A 23,187-nucleotide genomic window follows, 5' to 3' on the forward strand; every position below is an offset into this window, starting at 1 on the left:
GCTTTTGCCTTGTATGCCAATTGCGACTTAATCCCCTCCGTCCCCTTTTTGGGGGTGCCAACCCCGTTACGGTTGCTGGTGCGTTCAACGGTCTACGATCCCACTGGAGCCCGGTCATGGTCTTCACCCGTTGCTGCACCGTAGTGCTGCTGGCCCTTGCGGCCTGGCCCGCTGGCGCGCAGTCGCCGCCGATCTCCCGGCCGCAGGCTGCCACGCCGCTGCTGATCGCGCCGGCGGCTGAGCAGCCGGTTCAATTGCGACAAGCCCGCATCGAAGGCGAGGTGCAGGCCGGCATCGCCCAGACCCGGATCACGCTGGAATTCCACAACCCCAACCGGCGGGTACTGGAGGGCGAGCTGCAGTTCCCGCTTGCCGATGGCCAGCAGATCAGCGGCTTCTCGCTGGATATCAACGGCGAGATGCGTGACGCGGTGCCGGTGCCCAAGGACCGCGGCCGCCAGGTGTTCGAGGAGATCGCCCGTCGTGGCGTCGACCCGGGGCTGCTGGAACAGACCGCCGGCAACCAGTTCCGGCTGCGCATCTATCCGCTGCCGGCCGGCGGTAGCCGGCGCGTGCAGCTGGTGATCCGCGAGCCGTTGGCCTTCGCCGGCCAAGGCTGGCAGTGGACACTGCCGCTGCAGTTTGCCGCCGGTGCAGCCTCGGTTGAGCTGAAACTGCAGGCCCCCGGCGCGACTACTGCGGGTACGGCACCCTTCCGCATCAGCGCGGGCCAGCTGCAGTGGCAGGGCAGGGGTGCGCAGCTGCCGCAGCAACTGCAGTGGAGCATGCCGGCAGCCCGCCAGGCACAGGTGCAGGTGGCGCCCTGGCAGGACGGCCATTACCTGCTGGCGCAGCTGCCGGTGGCGGCCAGCAGCACGCCGCGCACGTTGCCCAGTGAGATCGGGCTGCTGTGGGACGGTTCCGGCTCGGCGGGCCAGCGCGATCGCACACGTGAGTTCGCCCTGCTGGATCGCTATTTCGCTGCGCTGGGTGACGGCAGCGTGGCGTTGACCGTGCTGCGGGATCGCGCCGAGCCGGTGCGTCGATTCCGTATCCGCGCCGGCAACTGGAGCGAGCTGCGCGCAGCCCTGCAGGCCGTGCGCCCGGACGGTGCCAGCGCGCTGGCGCAGTGGCAGCCGCAATCGAGCGTGAAGGAATACCTGCTGTTCGGCGATGGCCTGCTGACCTATGGGCCGGAACAGCTGCCGCCGATGGCGCCGGATCAACGCCTGTTTGCGGTCAGCAGCGCCGGCGCGCGCACCGATGCCGTGCGACTGCGGGGTTGGAGTGAGGCGCATGGCGGCCGTTTCGTCGCGCTGGGCAAGGATGTCGACGCGGCCGCGCATGCGCTGCTGGCGTCGCCGTTGGATGTGCAGGTCGATGCGGGGCGCGGCGTGCAGGACGTGGTCATCGACCGTCGCAGTGAAGCCCAGGGTTGGCTGTGGCTGCATGCACGACTGGCAGCCGACGGCGTGCCGATGCGGGTGCGCGTGGGTGGCGGCGAATGGCAGGCGCTGCCGGCCACGCAGAAAAGCGATGACGGCGAACTGCTGGCCGGCCTGTGGGCGCAGGCGCGCCTGCAGCAACTGGCCGTCGACCGCCGCGGCAACCGCGAGGCCATGCAGCGCCTGTCGCAGCAGTTTGGCCTGGTCGGGCCGGACACCTCGTTGATCGTGCTGGAGACGCTGGAGGATTACCTGCGCTATGCCATCCGTCCGTCCGGCAAGCTGCGCGCGGACTACGATGCGCGGTTCGCACGGCAGGTGACTGACCGCGCTGCTGCCGATCGCGAGCGCCTGGACCAGGTGGCTGCGCGCTGGAAGGAGCGCCAGCAGTGGTGGAGCCGCAGCTGGCCGAAGGGTGCGCCGCCGCGGGCCAAGGAAACAGCGCTGGACGTTGCTTCGGCCGACTATCCTGCCGAGTCAGCGCCGATGGCGATGCTCGTCGCATCGGCGCCCGCGGCACCGCCTGCGCCTGCACCGATGGCCGCGGCGGCAGAACAGCGCATGCAGGCCAGCAGCGCACGCGCGCGTCGTCCGGCGCCCGCGTCGGAGAATGCACTGGATTCGATTGTGGTCACCGGCGGCTCGGTCGATGCCGCTGCAGCCGCCAACGATGGCCAGCTCGGCATCCAGCTGGCGGCATGGCAGCCGGACTCGGCCGTCGCCCGGCGCCTGCGCCAGGGGCCGCCGTCGCAGCTCTATGACCGCTATCTGGCCGAGCGCGATGCCCACGCCGACAGCAGCGCGTTCTTCCTCGATGTGGCCGACCTGCTGATGGAGCAGGGCCAGCGCGAGCTGGCGCTGCGGGTGCTGTCGAACCTGGCCGAGATGGAGCTGGACAACCGCCACCTGCTGCGCGTGCTCGGTTACCGGCTGATGCAGGCCGACGCGCCCGCACTGGCGGTGCCGGTATTCGAGCAGGTGCTGGCGATGGGCCAGGAGGAACCGCAGAGCTTCCGCGACCTGGGCCTGGCACTGGCAGCGGCCGGCCAGCCGCAGCAGGCCCTGGCGCCGCTGTACCAGGTGGTGGTGCGGCCGTGGGACAGCCGCTTCGACGGCATCGCGCTGGTTGCCCTGGATGAACTGACCAACCTGGTGGCACGCAGCACGCCGCGGCTGGATACCTCGGCGATCGACCCGCGCCTGCTGCAGGCAATGCCGCTGGACCTGCGCGTGGTGCTGACCTGGGATGCCGACAACAGCGACATGGACCTGTGGGTGACCGACCCGAACGGCGAGCGCGCGTACTACGGCAATCGCCTGACTTACCAGGGCGGGCAGATGTCGGAGGACTTCACCGGCGGCTATGGCCCCGAGCAGTTCTCGCTGCGCAACGCCAAGCCGGGCAAGTACAAGGTGGAGGCCAACTACTTCGGCAGCCGCCAGCAGCTGGTGACCGGTGCGACGACCCTGATGCTGCGCCTGACCACCCATTGGGGCACGGCCAAGCAGAAGGACCAGATGGTGACGATGCGCCTTAAGGATCGCGCCGAAACCGTGCTTGTGGGCGAGTTCGAGGTTCGTTGACCGCTCGGACGTCCGCGTAGCGTCGAGCTTGCTCGACTGCTTTGATGTAGAGCCGGGGCCATGCCCGGCTCACGGCACAAGCAGCCGAGCCTCGGCTCGGATCTACAACGCTGCGACGCTTGCCATTGGCGCCGCGGGCGGATCGACACGCAGGCCGAACAGGGGCCGCAGCCAGCGGCAGCGACGGATCAGCAGTTCGTGGATCAGCAGGCAGCCGCCGACCGTGCCGCCCAGCAGCAGTGCCGGTTCCAGCCATGGGCCCAGCTGCAGCGGCTTGAGCCAGAACAACAGCACGATGATCAGGCTCTGGTGCAGCATGTACCAGGGATAGATCGCCTCGGTGGAGACAGGGGGACGTGCCCGTGGCCTCTCCCATGTGTTCTGGATGAGAGTGGTTCCTCCTGCCAGTCTCTGCCTTCTGCTGGTTCCTGTCGCCGCGATCTTCATGGTGTGCCTTTTCTTCAACTAACTGGCCTTGCCCTACGATTTCAGGATCCGCTCTTGGAGATCGATTCCCGGCAAGAGAGGATCGAGGGCCTCTTGTTCCACACAGATGGGGCGCAGTGTTTCTGCCAGCTCCGACCAGCCAGCGCGGTCAGCGTGGCGCGTCATGGCACCAAGCGTGGCAGGATCTGCTCGGTGCGTTTCCACGCCGGCAGGGAGCCCAAGCGGGTCCATCAACCAAGGGAGAAAGGGGAGGGATGTGGGCACCACCTCTCGAATCCTGGCGGCGATGCGAAACCCGCCGGCGTCGATGTCACCCCAGTGCAGGACGGGCGTGGCCGACGAAACCTCGGCCAGGAGCTTGGCGTACGCGGTGGCCCAAGCGGGCGAGGGCATGCCCCCGGTGTACACGATCAACCCCTGGGGCGCTTGCGGCAATTGGCTGCACAGGTGGAAGGTGGTCAGGTTCTCGATGCTCAGTACCCACGCTGGGGTGCCCGAATAGCCTTCAATGGCCTTGCTGGCCACGCCGAGAAACGGGCGAAGCACAGGGGCGAGCTGGTTTTGGTCAAGCCGCAGGGTGCCTGCGCCGGCAACCAGGAAGGGCTGCGGCTCCTTCACTAACCCCGGCTGGTTGAACAATTCTTGAGGGGTCCTGGCAGGGGCCGCGAGACTCTCGTTGGTGAGGACGTCCAGCGGTCGAAGCAGCTTTTCGATGCGTTTGGAGTCACCGAACAGCTTGACGCTCAGTCGACGTACGACCTGATCTTCGCCTGGCAATCGGGCCAAAGCGTCTAGGACGGTGAGGGCATCGACGAAGACGTTCGCCGACGCGGGACCCAATTTGCGGATCTTCTTGCCGCTGCGCCACCTCTCGAGGATTTGCCGAACACGCGGATTCGTTGCCCAAGGTGCGAGCGATGTGCTGGCCGTGCTGAGCACGTCCGTGCGGGTCGTGGTGCCCAGGAAGGCGGCCAACGCCGGGACGTTCTTTACGGAGATGAGATCCGCTGTCCGATCCTCTCCCCCCTGCTTGGACCAGACTACGTGGATGGCACCCTCGCGTTCCGCCTTGCGCATGCGCTCGTGGAACGCATCACGATCTTTCAGTGACAGGGCCCAGTAGGCGTCAAGCTCGCTGATCTTTTCCTTGGCGGTCCGGTCGCTGGACAAGGCGCGCTTCTCGGCCCGGGCGAGAAGCCCGGCGAGTACGGCATCAGCCAGCATCGGAAGCCCCGCTGATCAATCTAGCCATCTCCGTCTCTAGGAGCTCGGGATAGAGCAAGTAGTTATCGCTGCGCAGAAGCTCCTTTGCTTCATCCAGGACGACGTTCTTGGTGAGCTGGATCTGGTCAGAGCCATGGCGCGCCATGTCGTAGTAGATGTCGAGGAAAGAAGACATCTTGGGCTGATCGGCCTCGGGGCCCGCCAGGATCATCTGCAGGCCCAGGGCGTTGAGGTACTCGGCGGTTGCACGAACGTTCTGGGCGTCCATCTTCTCAAACGCCTCATCGAGCATGATCAAGCCGCCTGGCGTCTGCGCGGTTTTGGACTTGCCATAGGCAGCGGCCAAGGCCGCTCCGAAGATTACGTACAGCGGCGTGCGGTGTTCGCCGCCGGAACCAGGGCCAAATCGCTTGCTCAGCAGCCCGATCGAGGTGCCGTTGTGGAAGATCTTGACGTCATAGGAGAAGAAGCGGCGATGGTCGTTCAACGGACTGGTCGCATGGAGAAGCGGGGAGTCGGCATCCCCCTCGACCAGCAATCGGAACTCCTCAGGAACCTTCTCGGTTTCCTTGAACAGATCGACCCCTTCTTCGCCGTGTTTCTTGACCTGGAGCAGAAAATTGTAGAGCGCTCGATGCTGCTCAATCGGGCTATGCACGAACTGGTAGCGCTCGCCATTGGAAAACTCCGGCGCCGAACGCAGGATGTCGTTCAGTCCGTCGATCTGACTCGAGACGGCGTCAAACCCCTCCAGCAGGGTCTGGGCGACGTCGGTCCGGAACACATCGACGGCGGCTTGATACGCTTGCTCAGCCTCTTCCTTTCGCTGGATCAGCTCAAGACCCTCCAAACGCTGCTTCTCGTCGACGGCAAAGGCGTGAACCTGCTGCCACTGCTGCTTGGTCAGATCGTGGTTTTGGAGAGCAAAGTCCGCCGCGTACTGACAGAAACTGCTCCAGCCCTCGTGGTCGGCTTCAGAGGCGGCATCATTGGCTCGGTTGACTCGGGTCCTGCAAGCGGTCTGCTTGGCATCCACGTCCTCGCCCAATCGCGCGTCATATCGCGCGCGGTGACGCTCCACTTCGTTGGCGTCGTAGAGGGGGGCAGTGCGAAGCAGCTTCTCGTTGGCTTGGGCTGACTCGAGCAGGCCCTCAAGCCCACGGACGGCTTGGGTGGCCTGGTTGAGTTTCTGGGTCAGTCCGCCGACCTCGCTGCTCAGAGCGGTCACCTGGCGTCTGGCCAGGTCACGGCGCTCGGAGGCCAGAGCCAGTGCCCCTTCCAGCTTGTCCAGTTCCCCGGAGCGCACCGCCGCGAGCCTTTCACGCATCTGCTCGACCACGCTGAGGCTGCCTCGAACGGAGGAGAAGAGGCGGTTCAGATGCCCAAAGGTCTCATCTGCGCTGGCGTAGAGGCCCAGCCGATTGGCTGCTGCACCCAAGGCGATGGCGTTGGCCTGGGCCAGGCCGTACACGCGCTCGGCCTCTGCCAATTCACGTGAGGCCTCATCTTGAAGCTGGGAGGAGTCGACGCGGCCGATGATCAACTGCTTGGGGCGCTCTCGCAGTTCGATGCTGCCTCCGGTGCTGACCATGCCCTCCTTGGAGATTGCCCGCGCCGAATCCAGCAGTTCCTCGCTGCTGGAAGCCAAAGTGAGCTGTCCAAGAACACCCTGCAGATAGCGTACGGCCTCGACATCGCCTTCGATGAGGTTGGCGGCGAACCGGCCGGCGCTTCGGGACTGCCAGGGATGACCTCGAGTGGGCATGGCGAGTTTGACGCGCCAGAGGCCGAGCCGGGGCCCGTGTTTCCTGTACACGTCGATCGCGCGCAGTTCCTGTTCGCGGCCGCCGGCGACCAGCAGGGCGTCGGCGTGGCTGGTCAAGAAGGCCTCCAGCGCCGGCTGCCAGGTCGGGTCTTTGATACTGACCAAGTCGGCCACCGGGGTAGCGGTGATGCCATGCTCGTGAAGCAGGCGACGGAGCTCGGAGACAGGCTCCCTCAGCTTTCTGAGCCCTTGCTGGGCGCGCTCCAGCGTGGATTTGGCCTCCCGGCGTGCATCCAGCGCCGATTTCGCTGCCTGTTCGGCCGCCGTGGCGGCCCGGCGGGCACAGTGGCTCGTCTTCTCCAGCGCCGTCGCCACCGATCTCAACTGCTCGGCCGGAAGCGGGGCGTGCTCATCGTTGACCGGTAGCGCGAGCAGTTGCGCAAGCGCGGCTTCAAAAACCTCTTGGGCATCGCCGAGATCCGGCAGGCGTCCGGCTTGGGCCACCGCGGACGTCGCAGCGGCCACCATGGCGCTCAGCTCCGAGGCCTTCTCGCCGTGACTGCGCTCCAGATCCGACAGGTGCGCTGCCGTACTGGCCTGCTTGGCATAGTCCGGATCCCGATCTCTTGCCTGCAGCGCGCGGTCTCGGGCAGCCTCGTGAAGCTCAACGGCCAATTCGGCCTCCTTCAACGCATCCTGCTTGGCGGAGAGTTCACCCGTGAGCTCGTCGACCTTGTCCTGGGTGGCCGAGAGGTTCTCAGCCACCCGTTCGGTCTCATAGACAGCCCCAAGGGCCTGAACGTTCGTGGCGGCCGTACGCTCGCGAAGCACCAGACTGTACTTGGCGGCGATCTCACTGACGCGATCGATCCGCTCCTGGACGATGCGCACCAGCTCGCGCAGATCGCGGAACTGAAGAAGGCGGGCCTTGAACAGGGCGACGTCGGTGAGGTGCTCCTCGACCAGGTTGTCGCGCAGCACCTCGTTGAGGTCGGCGACGTCCTGGTTGAGCTTCAGCGACCGGGCAAACGACGTCTGGATGGATTTCGTGTTGGGGCGCTCGCCGGGCGATGCCAGGTTGCCCACGAACACGTGCCGCAGGAAGGTCTGGCGATTCTTGGTGATCTCCGCCGTCGTCCCGACGGCCCGGCACTCGTCGGCGATGATGTGCTGGAACCGGCGCCACGGGATGGTGACTTCCTTTCCATCCTGAACCTCAACGTGCATCTTGCTGGTGAGGGCGATGCCCGGGAGCACATAGAGGCCGTTGAGGGTGGCCTCGGGACTGGTCTGGTCGGCGGAGAACGATGCTCCGATCGTGACCGGATAGTTGGTCTCCTGATCACGGAACACCAGGTTGATGTAGGTGTTCGCCGCATTGCGATAGCGCTTGTCGTCGGTCTGGCCATAGACGCCCAGGCAGTAGTCGCGTAGCGTGCGCGCCCTCCGCTTGCCTTCGCCCGAGGCGTTGTAGTGGGTGCGGTTGCCATCTGCAGCCAGAATCACGATCTGGAAGGCGTCCAGCAGTGCGGTCTTTCCGGTTCCGTTGGGGCCAAGGAACGCCGTGTTATGGCCGATCTCCAGGTCCGTCCTCTCGTAGAGGAAGTACTGGACCATGCTGATCATGACGAGCTTCTTCATGCGTTCTCTTTCTCTTCGTCAGTGCTCGATGGAGCATGTGCGGCCAGCTGAAGCAGGGCGGTTTCGCCGAGGACGTCAACAATGCCGGGCCTGACGATGACCGTGAACGGTTGCTCGTCATGAGCATCTTCCAGGCGAAGCAGGCCGTAGCGCTTCAAGGCCGCCAAGGTCTCCCGCAGCTGCGCGGTTTCCGGAAGCTCTTTCCCCATCAGATCCTTGTAGGCCGTCTCCAGATCATGGATCGTCACGTGCGCCTCGCCGGCGATGATCTCGGTGGCATACATCTTGTCGTTGTAGAGGCTGCGCAGTACCAACGCCAAGCGGGTCTCGGACAATCGCATCTTTTCCGCCACGTATGGGTTGGGGACGGCCACCACATAGGACATGTGAGGATTGTGAATCACCGTCATTCCCAAGCTACCGAGCAGCTCGCGGTAGCTTGCCAGGAACTTGACCAAGATTTCGTAGGTCGTCCGGCTGCGTAAGTCTGATCCGTAGATCACTTGTTCCATGACCAGGCGGTAGCCTGCACGCCGAAGATCATCTGCAACGTACAGCGGGTTCTGCTCAGCCAATCTCTCCCAATTCACCATCACGCACGCTCCCTCTGAATCCTGAAGGTTCGATGTTCCATGTATGGATTGCGGGTGCTGGAGTCCGGGTCGAACCCTACGCGCACGCCTGGAAGTTTCAGCAACGGGTCGTCCCTCCGCATCTCGGGGGGACATTCGCTTCGAGAGGCAATCAACAGCAGGCGCTGATAGCAGCAGAGATCGTTGATGGACTCGATGGTCAGTTCCTGGCAGCTGATCTCGCTGCGGCCCTTCAGGTGCCGGGCGATATAGTGGATGAGCTGCATGGGCTTCACCATTCGGACCTCGGCCATCTTGCGACGGAGCGATTCCAACGCCAGCTCCTCCAGGGTAGGGGTCCTGCGACGGACACCCGTGGCGACCTGGGATTTGACGAAAAGGTGTGGCTTGGCCAGGCCCCACTCGGAGGCGTGGCGCGCGCCGCTGGCGGCTGGAAGCCCAATGTCGCCTTCGCGCATGTGCCCCACGGCCGAAAGCGAGCGCGCGATGAGTTTGTCGAAGTTGCGCGGGGCTCGCATACTGTAGGCCATCAGCACGAGGCCCTGCTGATTGGCGATCCGGATCTCTTCGTCGACGTGGCGCAGTTGCTCGTGCACCTCGCTCAGCCGCAGCAGTTGAAGGCTGTCGCGCTCGAAGAGCGTTTCAGCTCGGCCGCTGTCTCCACCCGCACGCTTCTCGGTGTACCACGCAAGCAGCGAAGACCGGCGTTCTTCCTCGTGACGCATTTGGTGGGTGAGGCTGACGATCAGCGTGCGGTACTGAAGGGGGTGATCCTTGGTCCTCAGTTCACTGTAATCGGCGATAAAGAGGCCCTGCACGTATTCCTCGAAGAAGCCCTTGACGAACTCCCTGGCCGTTGATCGGCGAAGCAGTTCTACCATGAGGTCCTGGACTTTGCAGGCCGTGTGGACGATGTGCGCCATGCACTGTTTGGCCTGCCGCGCGGCCTCCACGAATTGCTCGCCACCGGATTCCCCGCTGTAGACGGATTTGAGATTCAGAAGGATCGACCGGAATTTGCTGCCGAGGAATTCAGGCTCCTGCGTCGAGAAGTCGCACAGGACGCTGAAGAACTGGGCGACCACGGGTCTGACGGTCAACATCTTCACCGCACCACGGCGACGCTCGGACAGCCAAGACGTTTCCACCAGCTTGTTGGCGATCTCGTTTGCCCGAATCGTAATGTTGGTTTCCAGGTCCCCGTCCCAAGGGTCATCAGCGGCCAGGTAGGATTCAATCGCTCGAACCACGGCCGTTTTCTGGACGTCTTCGCCGGGGGAGAGACCGCCGTCGCCCCACAGTTCAGCCATGAGGCGGCAGATGACGGCCCAATACCGCTGTCCGTTGGGCATGCCCAGCAGCCGGAAAAGACCAGGGTTCAGGCGGTCGAACAGGGGTACGGCATCGGAACTCTCCACGCGCGCATCCTTGCTTGTTGGTCATAGCATGGTGCTATTAATAGCGCCGTGCTATTGTCCATGTCAAAGCAGAGCGATCTATGGCCCAGAGAACCATCCAGTCCGAAGAGCGCTTGCGAGCGATCGAACTTTTACTCCTCTGGGAAGGGCGGGTCAGTCGCGCTCGCCTCTTGCAGTTGTTCGATGTCCACGAAACCCTTGCAAGCCGGGACATTGCCGCATTCAGGTTGCGGTACCCGCACGCCTGCGTGCCCGTCCCCAATGCCAAGGCCTATGACCGTGCCCGGCGAATGAGGCCCGATCTCACGGTGGGCCTCTTCAGTGAATACGAGCGGCTGATTGGCGCAACAGCGGACGCCCACCTCTTGGCGGGGGTTCCCAGTTCGTTGGTGGGCGTTGACGGAACGCGCATCAGCTACTCAGATCATGCGCGGATACACGCCGCGATTCGTAGCGGTGGTGCGGTTGGCATCACCTACCGTTCGATGAGTCAGCCCGCCGCTCACCGGCGAACCATTCGGCCGCACACGCTCATCAAAGCCGGGGCGCGCTGGCATGTGCGTGCTTGGTGCACCAAGGCGAGTCAATTCCGTGATTTCAATCTGGGCCGAATCACCGAGGTCGAAACCGTGGACGTTCAGGACCTACCTGGGAAGGATGAGGACGTCCAGTGGGCCAACAAGGTGGCCGTTCGGCTCATCGCGCATCCGCAGCTCAGTTCCGCTCAGCGGGAGATGGTTCGCGAGGAATACATGCAGGGCACCGCAGGGCTCCGGTTTGAAGTGGAGGTCCCGTTGGTCCCCTACGTGATTCAGGCCTATCGGGCAGGGCTGGATCCCCAGCGGCATCCTGCGCCCGATTATCTCCTGATGGTGGATGACCCAGAGTCCCTCCCCAAGGGTGCTAGTTGGCACTGACGGTGAGGTCAGGCGCCGCGTCACGAAGGTGGCGCTTGTTTCAAATTCGAAGGCTCCGCTAAGCCGCGACTAGGGCTTGATTTCGCGGCCCCGGCATTGGGGGCAGAGGTTGCGGCAGCAGTCGCTCTGATCGAGTGGGGCGCAGATGGATGAGGGTCCCACCCGGAGGCCGGAGGTCTACTTCACAGCGCCCAAGGGATGTGGGGGTTGTTGTGGGGGAAATGCCTGGCGCGGCCAGGTAACGCTTGCTGGATCAATGGCTTGGCGCTATCCTGAGCAGTCATCTTTTGAATGCACGACCGCCGACATGATCGAACTGAATCCTGTCCGCCAGCGCATCACCGATCTGACCGATCGCGTGCTGTCGCTTCGGGGGTATCTTTGACTACGACGCCAAGAAAGAGCGTCTTGAAGAAGTAACGCGGGAGCTGGAAAGCCCCGACGTCTGGAACAACGCCGAATACGCCCAGAACCTGGGCCGCGAGCGTTCCAGCCTGGAAAAGACCGTGGGCGGCATCGCCTCGGTGCTCGATGGCCTGAACGACGCCACCGAGCTGCTGGAGCTGGCCGAGTCCGAGCAGGACGAGGAAACCGCTCTGGCCGTGGTCGCCGACCTCGACAAGCACCAGGCGCACGTGGAGAAGCTGGAGTTCCAGCGCATGTTCTCCGGCGAGATGGACAATGCGGCCGCGTTCGTCGACATCCAGGCCGGTGCCGGTGGTACCGAAGCCCAGGACTGGGCCGAGATCCTGCTGCGCATGTACCTGCGCTGGTGTGAATCGCGTGGCTGGAAGACCGAGCTGATGGAAGTCTCCGGCGGCGACGTTGCTGGCATCAAGTCGGCCACGCTGCGCGTGGAAGGCGACTATGCCTATGGCTGGCTGAAGACCGAGACCGGTGTGCACCGCCTGGTGCGCAAGTCGCCGTTCGACTCGGACAATCGCCGCCACACCAGCTTCACCTCGGTGTTCGTGTCGCCGGAAATCGACGACAACATCGACATCACCATCAACCCGGCCGACCTGCGTACCGACGTGTACCGTTCGTCCGGTGCCGGTGGCCAGCACGTCAACAAGACCGAGTCGGCGGTGCGCATCACCCACATCCCGACCAACATCGTCGTGGCCTGCCAGACCGGCCGAAGCCAGCACCAGAACCGCGACAACGCGATGAAGATGCTGGCCGCCAAGCTGTACGAGCTGGAGATCCAGAAGCGCAACGCCGAGAAGGACGCGGTGGAAGCCACCAAGTCCGACATCGGCTGGGGCAGCCAGATCCGCAACTACGTGCTCGACCAGAGCCGTATCAAGGACCTGCGTACCGGCATCGAGCGCTCGGATACGCAGAAGGTGCTCGACGGCGACCTGGACGAGTTCGTCGAGGCCAGCCTCAAGGCCGGCCTGGCCGTGGGCTCCAAGCGCGTCGATGCCTGATCGACGCGCCTGCGCGGATAGCATCGCCTTCCGCAACGGAGGGCGATGATGCGCAGCGAAAGTGAACGCAAGGAACTGGGCGGCTTCCTCAAGGCCTGCCGCGCCCGTGTCGACCCCGCCACGCTCGGCCTGCCGGCCGGGCGCCGGCGTACCCCGGGCCTGAAACGCGAGGAAGTCGCGCTGGCGATCGGGGTCAGTGTCAGCTGGTACACCTGGATCGAGCAGGGCCGTGAAGTGCGCGCCTCGCCCGAGGTGCTGGAGCGGCTGGCGCAGGTGCTGCGCATGAGCGACGACGAGCGCGCCTATGCGTTTGCGCTGTCCGGCTACGGCGTGCCGCTGGAGTCACCGGACGAGAGCGTGACCGATGGCCTGCGCCAGTTGGTGGAGGCGATGCAGCCGATCCCGGCCTACGTGCGCAACACCCGCTTCGATATCCTGGCCTGGAATCCGGCCATTGCCGATCTGTTCGTGGACTACAGCCAGTTGGCGCCGCATGAGCGCAACACGCTGCGGCTGATGTTCCTGTACCCGCCGTACCGCACGTTGATCCTCAACTGGGAAGAAATGACCCGCGGCCTGCTGGCCGGCTTCCGCGCGGCGATGGCGCAGGCGCCGGACAAGGCGCCGTTCCTGGCGCTGGTCGAGGACCTCGCCGCGCACAGCGAAGAATTCCGCCAGTGGTGGCCGGAGCACGACGTGCGCCGGTTCGATGAGGGTGCGAAGAAGCTGAACCATCCCACGCGCGGGCTGCTGGACCTGCAGTACGTGGCGCTGGTGCCGGAGAGCCGGCACGATCTTTCCCTGGTGACCTACCTGCCGCGAAAGTAGGGCTGTTCGGCAGGGCTTGCAGCCCTGCACCCGCGGTAGTGCCGGCCGCTGGCCGGCAACCTCAGAAGCAACAGCAACAGCGGGCATTCCGTGGGATGGCGGGGCGGTGTGGGTTGGCAGGACACGCCGTAAACCCATCCTTGGGGGCTCGATGGCGCCATCCATGGCGCCAACGGTCCTGCCAACCCACACCGCCCCGCCTTTGACAGTTTCCGCGCGGCTGTTGGTGGGTGTCGACGTTGGTCGACACATCTGTCAGATATCGAAAGAAATTCCCAAGAGTATTTCCGGCAGATCGCGGAAAACCGTCGAAGGCGGGGTGGGTCCGGTTGCGGGAGTGTCCGCGGCATGGATGCCGCGGCCAAGCCCCCAAGGACGGGTTTACGGCGTCTCCCGCAACCGGACGCACCTCGCCATCCCACGGATAGCCCGCTGTTGCTGCTGCTTCGGCTGTTGCAGTTGCTCTGCGGGTGCAGGGCGCAGCCCTGCCAAGAGCCCCCATTCAGCCAGGTAAGTGCTGGTCACAGGATAGGCAGACGCCTTGTTGCCTCCGCCAATCGGGTCCACATTCCTGTGCAGAAGACGGGCCACCGCCCGTTGTCGAGACAACAGGAGCCCTGCATGTCCGCTGCCCCCACCACCGCCATTTCCCGCGATCCGGCTACCGGCCAGCAGATCGCCAGCCATCCCTTCGCCACCGATGCCGAACTGGATGCGATCCTCGAGCGTGGCCAGGCCGGCTTCGCCGCCTGGAGCGCCAGCAGCCTCGAACAGCGGGCCGCAGTGCTGCGTGCGATGGCCGCCGTACTGCGCCGTGACCGTGAAAAGCTGGCCGCGCTGGCCACTGCCGAAATGGGCAAGGTCCAGGCCGAAGCACTGGCCGAGATCGAGAAGTGCGCCGTGCTGTGCGACTGGTACGCCGACCACGGCGCGCAGTTCCTGCGTGACGAACCCACCCAGGTGCCCGATGACAAGGCCTACGTGTCCTACCTGCCGCTGGGCGTGGTGCTGGGCATCATGCCGTGGAATTTCCCGTACTGGCAGGTGATGCGCGCGGCGGTGCCGATCCTTATGGGTGGCAACGGCTTCCTGCTGAAGCCGGCCGAGAACATTGTCGGTACCGCGCAGCTGCTCGACGCCGCCTGGCGCGACGCGGGGCTGCCGGAAGGCACCTTCATCGCCGCCAACATCAGCCGCGAGGGCACCAGCCGCGCGATTGCCGATGACCGCATTGCGGCAGTCACCCTGACCGGCAGCGTGGCCGCCGGCCGCAGCATCGCCGCCCAGGCCGGGCAGGCGCTGAAGAAGGTGGTGCTGGAGCTGGGGGGCTCGGATCCGTTCATCGTGCTGGCCGATGCCGATCTGGACGCTGCCGTGGAGGCGGCGGTGGCCTCGCGCTTCCAGAATACCGGGCAGGTCTGCATTGCCGGCAAGCGGATCATCGTTGAAGACGCGGTGTACGACCGCTTCGTCGCGCAGTTCTGCCAGAAGGTGCAGGCACTGACCATCGGCGATGGCCGCGAGGCAGGCAACCGCATCGGGCCGATGGCACGCCAGGACCTGCTGGAACAGTTGGACGCGCAGGTGCGCGCCTCGGTGGACGCAGGCGCGAAGCTGCTCGTCGGTGGCCATCAGCTCGATCGCCCGGGCGCGTTCTATGCGCCCACCGTGCTGGCGGACGTGGAGCCGGGCATGCAGGCCTTTGATACGGAGACGTTCGGGCCGGTGGCCTCGATCAGCCGCGCCCGCGATGCCGACCATGCGGTGGAACTGGCCAACCAGAGCGAATTCGGCCTCAGCGGCAACCTGTGGACCGGTGACCGCGCCCGTGCCATGCAGCTGGCGCGCCGGCTGCAGACCGGCGGCGTGTTCGTCAACGGCTTCTCCGCTTCCGACCCCCGCGTGCCGATCGGTGGCGTGAAGAAGAGCGGTTTCGGCCGCGAGCTCTCGCACTTCGGCATCCGTGAATTCGTCAACGCGCAGACAGTGTGGTTCGACAAGCATTGACGCGCGGCTCTCATCCTTCCTGCAACGATCCACCATCAGTCCAGCACAAAGGACGGCATCCGATGTCCAAGGGTTCAGATCTGCTCGTCGCCGCACTTGAGAACGAAGGCGTCGAGCGCATTTTCGGTATTCCCGGCGAAGAAAACCTCGACGTGGTCGAGTCGCTCCGCCATTCCAGCATCGAACTGGTCATCACCCGCCACGAACAGGCGGCGGTGTTCATGGCGGCCACTTACGGCCGCCTGACCGGCAAGCCGGGCGTATGCCTGGCAACGCTCGGTCCGGGCGCGCTCAACTTCACCACCGGCGCCGCCTATGCGCTGCTCGGTGCGTGGCCGGTGATCCTGATCACCGGACAGAAGGGCATCGTCGCCAGCAAGCAGGCGCGCTTCCAGATCGTCGACATCGTCAGCACGATGAAGCCGCTGACCAAGCAGGCGCGGCAGATCGTCTCGGCGCGCACGATCCCGACCATCGTCCGCGAGGCGTTCCGGGTTGCCCAGGAAGAGCGGCCAGGCCCGGTGCTGCTGGAGCTGCCCGAGGACATCGCCGCCGATGAGGTCGAGGGCGCGGCGATGATCCCGCCGCACGCGGTGGACCGCCCGGTCGCCAGCCCGGAAGCGCTGGACCGCGCGGCGGAGATCATCCGCAACGCCCGGCGTCCGCTGCTGATGATCGCTTCGGCGGCGTCGCGGCCGCAGTCCAGCGAGGCGCTGTCGGCGTTCGTGCTGCGCGCCGGCATTCCGTTCTTCACCACGCAGATGGGCAAGGGCGCGGTGGCCGGGGGCTCGGGCCTGTACATGGGCACCGCGGCGCTGACCGAGCGTGATTACGTGCACATGGCGATCGACCAGGCCGACGTGATCGTGACCATCGGTCACGAAGTCACCGAGAAGCCGCCGTTCGTGATGCGCCCGGGTGGGCCGACGGTGATCCATATCGGCTACTCGCAGGCGGCGGTGGAGCAGGTGTACTTCCCGCAGGTGGAGGTGATCGGTGATATCGGCCGTTCGTTGACCCGGCTGGTCGATCGCATCGAAGGTGCAGTGCCCAATGCCGATGCGCTGCTGCCGCTGCGCGCAACCATCCTCGAGCACCTGGCCGACCGTGCCGATGAGGCCCGGTTCACCCCGCAGCGGCTGGTGCACGACGTGCGCCAGGTGATGCCACCGGATGGCATCGTGGCGCTGGACAACGGCATGTACAAGATCTGGTTTGCGCGCAACTACCGCACCCAGGTGGCCAACACATTGCTGCTGGACAACGCGCTGGCGACCATGGGCGCGGGCCTGCCGTCGGCGATCATGGCCTCGATCCTGTACCCGCAACGACGGGTGCTGGCGGTGTGTGGCGACGGCGGTTTCATGATGAACAGCCAGGAGCTGGAGACGGCGCGCCGGCTGGGCCTGAACCTGGTGGTGCTGATCCTCAACGACGGTGCCTACGGCATGATCCGCTGGAAGCAGGCGGTGGATGGTTTCACCGACTATGGCATGACCTTCAGCAACCCGGATTTCGTGAAGTACGCGGAGGCCTACGGCTGCAAGGGCCACGAGGTGACCGCCATCGAGCAGTTCATCCCGACCCTGGAAGCTGCGTTCAACGCGGGTGGGGTGCACCTGGTCTCGGTGCCGGTGGACTATTCGGAGAACCAGCGGGTGCTGGTGGATGAGTTGCGGCAGGCCTTCCCCGGCAACAGGTAGACATCCAGGGTCCAGGCAGGGTCCCGGAGGCGGTCAGATTCCTTTGCGCAGCAGGGGGATCTGACCCCTCTCCCGGCTGGGGCAGGGCGGTTTTGGTATGCTGGGCAACCGGCTGTGCCGGGCGCTGCATCCCCCCTCACTACACGATTCCCGCAGATCCATGAGCGAAGCTACCGATACCCCCCCCGTCGACGAAAACAAGTTGATCGCCGAGCGCCGCGAGAAACTCAAAGCGCTGCGTGGGCAGGGCATCGCGTATCCGAACGATTTCCGTCGCGAGGACTTCGCCGGCCGCCTGCAGGAAGAATTCGCCGATGCCGAACAGTGGACCGCCGAGGCGCTGGAAGGCAACGGCCGCCAGGTGAAGATGGCCGGCCGCCTGATGGCCAAGCGCATCATGGGCAAGGCCAGCTTCGCGCAGATCCAGGACGAGTCCGGCCGCATCCAGCTGTTCCTGCAGGGTGCCGTGCTGGGCGATGCCTACACCGCGTTCAAGGGCTGGGACGTGGGTGACATCATCGCCGTCGAAGGCGGCCTGACCCGCACCAAGACCGGCGAACTGTCGGTCAAGGCCGAGTCGATCCGCCTGCTGACCAAGTCGCTGCGCCCGCTGCCGGACAAGTGGCACGGCCTGGCCGACGTCGAGCAGCGCTATCGCCAGCGCTACGTCGACCTGATCGTGACCCCGGAGTCGCGCGCGGTCTTCATCAAGCGCTCCAAGATCATCCGCGCCATGCGTGCATGGCTGGACAGCCGCGACTTCCTGGAAGTCGAGACGCCGATGATGCATTACATCCCCGGCGGCGCGGCGGCCAAGCCATTCACCACCCACCACAATGCGCTGGACCTGGACCTGTACCTGCGCGTGGCGCCGGAGCTGTACCTCAAGCGCCTGACCGTGGGTGGCCTGGAGCGGGTGTACGAGATCAACCGCAACTTCCGCAATGAAGGCGTCAGCACCCGTCACAACCCGGAATTCACCATGATGGAGCTGTACGAGGCCTACGCCACGTACAACGAGATCATGGACCTGACCGAAGGCGTGATCCGTGACGTGGCCAGGACCGTCAACGGCAGCACCGAGGTCGAGTGGGATGGCGCGAAGATCGACCTGGGCCCGGCGTTCCGCCGCTGGCGCATGGACGAGGCAGTCCGCCACCACAACCCGGAAATCTCCGTCGCCGACTGTACCGACCGCGACGCGCTGCTGCGCCATTGCGAGCGCCTGAAGATCCGCGTCAAGCCGTCCTACGGCTGGGGCAAGCTGCTGCTGGAGATCTTCGAGGCCACCGTCGAGCACACCCTGATCCAGCCGACCTTCATCACCGACCACCCGGTGGAGGTCTCGCCGCTGGCCCGTGCCAACGACAATGACCCGGGCTACACCGACCGCTTCGAGCTGTTCGTCAACGGCAAGGAGCTGGCCAACGGCTTCTCCGAGCTGAACGATCCGGAAGACCAGGCCCAGCGCTTCCAGGCCCAGGTGGCCGCGAAGGAAGGTGGCGATGACGAGGCCATGCACTACGACGCCGACTACATCCGTGCGCTGGAGTACGGCATGGCACCGACCGGCGGCCTCGGCATCGGCGTGGATCGTCTGGTGATGCTGCTGACCGGCAGCAGCTCGATCCGCGATGTACTGCTGTTCCCGTACATGCGTCCGGAGCAGTAAGTCGCCTTTTTGACTCCCGATTGTGCGCGCCGTCCCGAAACGAGACGGCGCGATTGACGCGTCCCGCACTCGGCGTATCGTAATTGCACTACCTTGACGCCTGTTATGGCTTGATCGGCACCAGGGGGAGGGCACGGTGTGGGGAGTCCGCTTCACATTGTGATGACGATCATGAATCGGGACGCATGACACGGGAGTCAGGCCGATGCAGGGTGCGAGCGTTCGCAGCGGCAGAGTATCCTCGCCTGCTGATGATCCAGCGTGGTCGAAAAACCAGGCAGAGTACGCGTTGAACATCGTCATCGTTGACGACCAGACTTCCGCACGGACGATGCTGCGTCACGTCATCGAAGACATCGCGCCGGAACTGAGCGTGTATGACTTCGGAGACCCGTTGACCGCATTGGCTTGGTGCGAAGCCCATCCGGTCGACCTGCTGCTGCTCGATTACCGCATGCCGGAGATGGATGGGCTGGAATTCGCCCGTCGTTTCCGTCGCCTGCCCAAGCACCGCGACATTCCGGTGATCCTGATCACGGTGGTCGGTGACGAGCCGATCCGCCAGGCGGCACTGGAAGCCGGCGTCATCGACTTCCTGGTCAAGCCGATCCGCCCGCGCGAACTGCGTGCGCGTTGCTACAACCTGCTGCAGTTGCGCCAGCAGACCGAGAACGTGAAGCAACGGGCGCTGTCGCTGGAGCAGCGCCTGCTGGCCAGCATGCATGAGGTCGAAGAGCGCGAGCGCGAAACGCTGTCGCGGCTGGCGCGGGCGATCGAGTTCCGTGATGCCGGCACCAGCGCCTACCTGGAGCGCATGGCGCGCGTGGCCGGACTGATCGCCGAACAGCTCGGGCTGCCCGAGGAGGACGTGCGCCTGATCGAAATGGCTGCGCCGCTACATGACATGGGCAAGATCGCCATTCCCGATGCGGTGCTGCTCAAGCAGGGCAAGCTCAACGAGGAAGAGCTGGCGATCATGCGCCGGCACCCGCGGATTGGCCATGAACTGCTGAGCGGCAGCCAGAATCGTTTCATCCAGGTTGGCGCATTGATCGCACTACGTCATCATGAGCGCTACGACGGCAGCGGCTATCCCGATGGGCTGGTCGGCGATGCGATTCCGCTGGAAGCGCGCATCGTGGCCGTCGCCGATGTCTTCGACGCCCTGATTTCGCCCCGTCCGTACAAGGAAGCATGGACCATGGAAGCCACCCTGGCTTATCTCTACGCCCAGCGTGGCCGGCTGTTCGATCCCCGATGCGTGGACGCGCTGCTGCGCGGCCGCGAACAGCTGGACCAGATCTGCGCCGAGCATTCGATGGCGTCCGCGCGCCCGGGGCTGGGCGCGTGAAACGCCTGTTGTCGCAGCTGCGGCTGCGCCTGTCCCAGCGCCAGGACAGCGAGCACGGCCAGCAGATCGTCCGCATCGTGCTGATCAGCCTGATCCTGGCCTACGTGCTGTTGCCGGCGCCGCGCCACGATCTGCCGCACACCCAGTACGTCGGTGTGCTGGCGATCGTGCTGACCGGCCTGAGCCTGTCGCTGCTGCTGTTCGGCTGGCTGCTGTGGCGGCCGGCGCGTTCCGATCCGCGCCGCGTGCTGGGCATGCTGGCCGACTACGGTCTGATCGCCGCGGGCATGGTGCAGATGGGCGAGCCGCTGGCCTGGGTCTACATCGTGGTGATGTGGGTGACGGTCGGCAACGGCATGCGCTTCGGCAACCATTACCTGTACGTGGCGGTGGCGATGGCCATGGTGAGCTTCGGTTGTACCGTGCTGCTGACGCCCTACTGGCAACAGAATTTCCGCCTGGCCATCGGCCTCTGGCTGGGCCTGGCAGCGGTGCCGCTGTACTTCTCGACACTGCTGCGGCAGCTGACCGAAGCGATGGCCGAGGCGCGCCGCGCCAGCGAGGCCAAGAGCCGGTTCCTGGCCAACATGAGCCATGAGTTCCGCACGCCGTTGAACGGTCTCAACGGCATGACCGAAGTGCTGGCCACCACGCGCCTGGATGACGAGCAGCGCGAGTGCCTCAACACCATCCAGGCGTCGTCGCGCAGCCTGCTGGCACTGGTGGAGGAAGTGCTGGACATTTCGGCCATCGAGGCCGGCAAGCTGCGCGTGGTGGCCGAGGACTTCGCCGTGGCCGACGTGATCCAGGCGATCGGCCTGATCCTGTTGCCACAGGCCAAGGCCAAGCGACTGGATTACCGGGTGAAGGTGGCCGACGGTGTGCCGCCACGCGTGCGCGGCGATGTCGGGCACCTGCGCCAGATCCTGCTGAACCTGGCAGGCAACGCGGTCAAGTTCACCGACCATGGCCGGGTCGAGATCCGGGTCGGCGTGGTACAGGCCGATGCCAGCGGGGCGGTGCGGTTGCGCTTCGACATCCTCGACACCGGCATCGGCGTGCCACCTGCCATGCGTGCACGGCTGTTCGACGCGTTCGAGCAGGCCGACGTCAGCATGGCGCGCCGTCACGAGGGGACCGGGCTGGGCACGACCATCGCCAAGGGCCTGGTCGAGGCAATGGACGGTGACATCGGCTATCTGGAAAACCCGCCGCGCGGCAGCCACTTCTGGGTCGAGCTGCCGTTCGCGCCGCCGCAGCCGCAGGTGCCGGGCGCGGTGCCGAGCCTGAGCGGCGACGAAGGCGCGGGCCCGGGCGGCAACGTGATCGCTTTTGCCGATCCGTTCCTGCGCCATCGCGCCCGCGTGCGCAGCATGCAGATCCTGGTGGCCGACGACCACGAAGCCAACCGCATGGTCCTGCAGCGCCTGCTGCAGAAGGCCGGCCATCGCGTGCTGTGCGTGGATGGCGGCGAGGCGGTGCTGGATGCGCTGGCCGACAGCGAGTTCGACGCGGTCATCGTCGATCTGCACATGCCGGGCATGAGCGGGCTGGACATGCTCAAGGAACTGCGGGTGATGCAGGCCGGCGGCGGTCCGCGCACGCCGGTACTGGTACTCAGTGCGGATGTAACGCCCGAGGCGATCCAGCGCTGTACCCAGGCCGGCGCACATGCCTTCCTGGCCAAGCCCGTCGTTGCGGTGCGCCTGCTCGATACGCTGGCCGAGATCGCCAGCAATGCCCAGCTGAAGACCATGGCCGCACCGGTGGTGCGACCGGCGGCGCCGCTGCAGGATGGCGTGCTCGACAGCAGCGTGCTGGACGAACTGGCCTCGCTGGGCATGGGCGAGGGCTTCGAGCGTGAATTCATCCGCCAGTGCCTGGAAGACGTGGCGAGCTGCATGGGCAAGGCCGAGCAGGCCGGCGAGGCGGCTCAGTGGGACGTGTTCCGCGAACAGTCCCACGCGATCAAGGGCGTGGCCAGCAACCTTGGCCTGATGCGCGCGTCCAACCGTGCCGGCGAGCTGATGCGGATGGCCGACTGGCAGCTGAAGACCGAATGGCGCACGCGCCTGGGCATCCTGCAGGAGGCGATCAAGGAAGGCCGGCGCGCACTGGACGCGCGGGCCGAACGCCGCATGCGCGGAGCCGCCGACGATGGTGAAGCGCGCTGAGGCGTGGCGTGAACTCAAAAAAAGCCCGGTGGCCAGCCGGGCTTGAACCCATCCTGGGGGAGGGGAGGAATCAGGCCGCGTCGAGACTGGCGCGACGGGTCTGGGCCTTGATCAGGCGATCCATGGTGCGCAGCGAGCGGTCGCCGAGTGCGAGGGCGGAATCGACCCATACCTTGGTGATCTCCAGCAGTTCGTCGTAGCTGACCGGCTGGGCGATGGCGCGTGCGGCGTTCATCGCCAGATAGGACTGCGGCGTGCGCTGCTGCTGGCGGATCAGTTCTTCCACCGCCGCCCGGCCTTCGCCCTTCTTCACCAGCACGTCGACCACGCCCATCGCGTGCATCTCCTCGGCGCTGTAGACCCGGCCGTCGAGGATGATCTTCTCGGCCAGGTGGGGGGACACGCGCCGGCACAGGAAGGAGTACGCACCCATGCCCGGGAACAGGCCGAACAGCACCTCCGGCAGGCCCAGTCCGCTGCCTTCCTCGGCGACGATGGTGTGGCAGGCCAGGGCCATTTCCAGGCCGCCGCCGAGGGCGTCACCCTGGATCAGCGCGATCGAACGGACGTCGCCGCCGAACCCGGTGTGCAGGTGGTGCACGCCCTCCACGCAGCGCTGGGCGTAGTTCTGCAGGGGGTCGCGGTTGCCCTCGCGGATCAGGCGGGTGAACAGGTCCAGGTCGCCGCCCAGGTTGTAGGCGACGGCATCGGAGGCCAGCACGAAATGCCGCAATGTCCCGTGGTGGCGTTCGGCAGGGCTGCGGGTGATGGCCGCCATGTAGCTCCACATTTCGTCGAGCATGTCCTTGCGGCAGCAGGGGCGGATCCCGGTGGCGGCATCGGCGTGCATGAACAGCCAGTGGGCAGCGCCGTCGGCGCTGTCTTCGGTACGGATGGTGGCGAACGGTGAGCCGCTTGAAGGCAGCTTTTCGATGGTACTCATGGAAGGGTCCTCGGCATGCGGCCCGCAGTGTCAGGTGGGTGG

The 23,187-nt window shown here is 65.4% G+C and carries 14 protein-coding genes and 1 pseudogene; 9 read left to right on the plus strand and 6 right to left on the minus strand.

The features are described from left to right. The first annotated feature begins 116 nt into the window (after window positions 1-116). Window positions 117-3,029: a VIT domain-containing protein gene (locus NSQ78_RS10405; RefSeq protein ID WP_064238418.1), complete on the plus strand. Its 2,913-nt coding sequence runs from the start codon at window positions 117-119 to the stop codon at window positions 3,027-3,029. A 102-nt stretch (window positions 3,030-3,131) separates the two neighbouring features. Here the strand turns inward: NSQ78_RS10405 and NSQ78_RS10410 are convergent. The 5 genes and pseudogenes from NSQ78_RS10410 to NSQ78_RS10430 form a co-directional block, all read right to left on the minus strand. Continuing rightward, a pseudogene (locus NSQ78_RS10410) lies at window positions 3,132-3,371 on the minus strand (acyltransferase); the annotation flags it as partial. Between the two features lie 138 nt (window positions 3,372-3,509). Continuing rightward, on the minus strand, window positions 3,510-4,700 hold the full coding sequence (locus tag NSQ78_RS10415) for a Wadjet anti-phage system protein JetD domain-containing protein (RefSeq protein WP_339208566.1): 1,191 nt from the start codon (window positions 4,698-4,700) through the stop codon (window positions 3,510-3,512). Beyond that, window positions 4,690-8,106: an SbcC/MukB-like Walker B domain-containing protein gene (locus NSQ78_RS10420; RefSeq protein ID WP_064238422.1), complete on the minus strand. Its 3,417-nt coding sequence runs from the start codon at window positions 8,104-8,106 to the stop codon at window positions 4,690-4,692. Before NSQ78_RS10420 ends, NSQ78_RS10415 begins: the two co-directional genes overlap by 11 nt. Next, window positions 8,103-8,699 carry a DUF4194 domain-containing protein gene (locus NSQ78_RS10425; RefSeq protein WP_064238424.1) on the minus strand — a complete coding sequence of 199 codons (597 nt, stop codon included), beginning with the start codon at window positions 8,697-8,699 and terminating at the stop codon, window positions 8,103-8,105. The genes NSQ78_RS10420 and NSQ78_RS10425 overlap by 4 nt, the downstream gene beginning before the upstream one ends. Beyond that, window positions 8,699-10,117: a Wadjet anti-phage system protein JetA family protein gene (locus NSQ78_RS10430; RefSeq protein ID WP_308306419.1), complete on the minus strand. Its 1,419-nt coding sequence runs from the start codon at window positions 10,115-10,117 to the stop codon at window positions 8,699-8,701. Before NSQ78_RS10430 ends, NSQ78_RS10425 begins: the two co-directional genes overlap by 1 nt. Window positions 10,118-10,197: 80 nt before the next feature. Here NSQ78_RS10430 and NSQ78_RS10435 point away from each other — a divergent pair, with 80 nt between their 5' ends. From NSQ78_RS10435 to NSQ78_RS10470, 8 genes are all read left to right on the plus strand, one after another. After that, window positions 10,198-11,034: a WYL domain-containing protein gene (locus NSQ78_RS10435; RefSeq protein WP_339208568.1), complete on the plus strand. Its 837-nt coding sequence runs from the start codon at window positions 10,198-10,200 to the stop codon at window positions 11,032-11,034. 307 nt (window positions 11,035-11,341) lie between these two features. Beyond that, a protein-coding gene (gene prfB, locus NSQ78_RS10440) for a peptide chain release factor 2 (protein WP_099479803.1) occupies window positions 11,342-12,467 on the plus strand; the annotation gives its coding sequence in 2 pieces (ribosomal slippage) (window positions 11,342-11,416 and window positions 11,418-12,467; 1,125 coding nt in all). Window positions 12,468-12,512: 45 nt separating this feature from the next. Next, window positions 12,513-13,295: a helix-turn-helix transcriptional regulator gene (locus tag NSQ78_RS10445; RefSeq protein ID WP_057495109.1), complete on the plus strand. Its 783-nt coding sequence runs from the start codon at window positions 12,513-12,515 to the stop codon at window positions 13,293-13,295. A gap of 621 nt (window positions 13,296-13,916) precedes the next feature. Beyond that, on the plus strand, window positions 13,917-15,302 hold the full coding sequence (locus NSQ78_RS10450; RefSeq protein ID WP_064238431.1) for an NAD-dependent succinate-semialdehyde dehydrogenase: 1,386 nt from the start codon (window positions 13,917-13,919) through the stop codon (window positions 15,300-15,302). 62 nt (window positions 15,303-15,364) lie between these two features. After that, window positions 15,365-17,005: an acetolactate synthase large subunit gene (locus NSQ78_RS10455; protein WP_064238433.1), complete on the plus strand. Its 1,641-nt coding sequence runs from the start codon at window positions 15,365-15,367 to the stop codon at window positions 17,003-17,005. A 160-nt stretch (window positions 17,006-17,165) separates the two neighbouring features. Next, on the plus strand, window positions 17,166-18,677 hold the full coding sequence (lysS, locus tag NSQ78_RS10460) for a lysine--tRNA ligase (protein ID WP_049466789.1): 1,512 nt from the start codon (window positions 17,166-17,168) through the stop codon (window positions 18,675-18,677). Between the two features lie 205 nt (window positions 18,678-18,882). Next, window positions 18,883-20,028 (plus strand): two-component system response regulator, encoded by a 1,146-nt coding sequence (locus NSQ78_RS10465; RefSeq protein ID WP_049466787.1) that lies wholly within the window; start codon window positions 18,883-18,885, stop codon window positions 20,026-20,028. Further along, window positions 20,025-22,202: a response regulator gene (locus NSQ78_RS10470; protein WP_053462852.1), complete on the plus strand. Its 2,178-nt coding sequence runs from the start codon at window positions 20,025-20,027 to the stop codon at window positions 22,200-22,202. Before NSQ78_RS10465 ends, NSQ78_RS10470 begins: the two co-directional genes overlap by 4 nt. Window positions 22,203-22,272: 70 nt before the next feature. On the opposite strand, the gene NSQ78_RS10475 is transcribed toward NSQ78_RS10470, so the two are convergent. Then, window positions 22,273-23,145 (minus strand): crotonase/enoyl-CoA hydratase family protein, encoded by an 873-nt coding sequence (locus tag NSQ78_RS10475; RefSeq protein WP_064238435.1) that lies wholly within the window; start codon window positions 23,143-23,145, stop codon window positions 22,273-22,275. Window positions 23,146-23,187: the final 42 nt, after the last annotated feature.

The sequence above is a fragment of the Stenotrophomonas sp. FSL W7-1447 genome (assembly GCF_037966425.1).
GTDB classification, from domain to species: domain Bacteria; phylum Pseudomonadota; class Gammaproteobacteria; order Xanthomonadales; family Xanthomonadaceae; genus Stenotrophomonas; species Stenotrophomonas pavanii.